Here is an 848-nt window from a genome sequence, read left to right as displayed (position 1 = left end):
CGCTGGGTCACGCTGACTAGGCGTGCGCCGGCCTGGTTGGCCACCTCGACACTTTCTTCGCTGGACACCTGGCTGGCATTCATCGTCGTCACCGCCTCGCGCGAACCGATCTGCAACGAGGTGATCATCTTGTGGATCTCTTCTGCCGACTCCTGGGTCCGGTGGGCCAGGTTGCGTACTTCATCGGCAACCACTGCAAAACCGCGCCCGGCTTCCCCGGCCCGTGCCGCTTCAATTGCGGCGTTGAGGGCCAGCAGGTTGGTTTGCTGGGAGATGCCTTTGATCACGTCAAGAATGTGACCAATGTTATCGGTGCTGGCATTCAGGTTTTCAATCTGGGTGCAGGACAGGCTGATTTTCTGCGACAACTCCGACATTGCCAGAATAGTTTTTTCCACCACTTTACGACCGTCATCCGCTTGCTCGCTGGCACTGCTGGCGTGTTGCGATGCATCGGCGGCGTTGCGGGCGATTTCCTGAGTGGCGGCACCCAGTTCGTTAATCGCAGCGGCCACACTGTTGGTGCGAGCACTCTGTTCATCAGAACCGATAATCGACGCGTTGGATGATGCCATTACTCGCTGGGACAGATCATGCACTTGACGCGTCGCCGAGGAAACTTCGGAAATCGATGCGTGAATTCGCTCGACGAACTGGTTGAAGGCGCTGCCTAGTTCACCAAATTCGTCTTTGCTTTCTACGGCCAGGCGTCGGGTCAAATCACCCTCGCCCTGGGCGATATCCTGCATGGCGCGGCCCATGGTGGTCAGCGGGCGCATCAACACCTGGATCAGCAAGCTCAATAGAACGGCAATCGCCGCGACAGCGATGAACATAGCGATCAAGGC

1 protein-coding gene is annotated in these 848 nt (G+C 57.9%); it reads right to left on the bottom strand.

Annotated elements, in window-relative coordinates:
* The coding region (locus FQ182_RS29655) for a methyl-accepting chemotaxis protein (protein ID WP_149494090.1) at positions 1-848 on the bottom strand (848 nt) is incomplete at both ends.

This window comes from Pseudomonas sp. ANT_H4, from assembly GCF_008369295.1.
In the GTDB taxonomy this organism is placed as follows: domain Bacteria; phylum Pseudomonadota; class Gammaproteobacteria; order Pseudomonadales; family Pseudomonadaceae; genus Aquipseudomonas.
The sequence above is the reverse complement of the archived record's forward strand: the minus strand, read 5'-3'. Positions and strand labels throughout refer to the sequence as shown.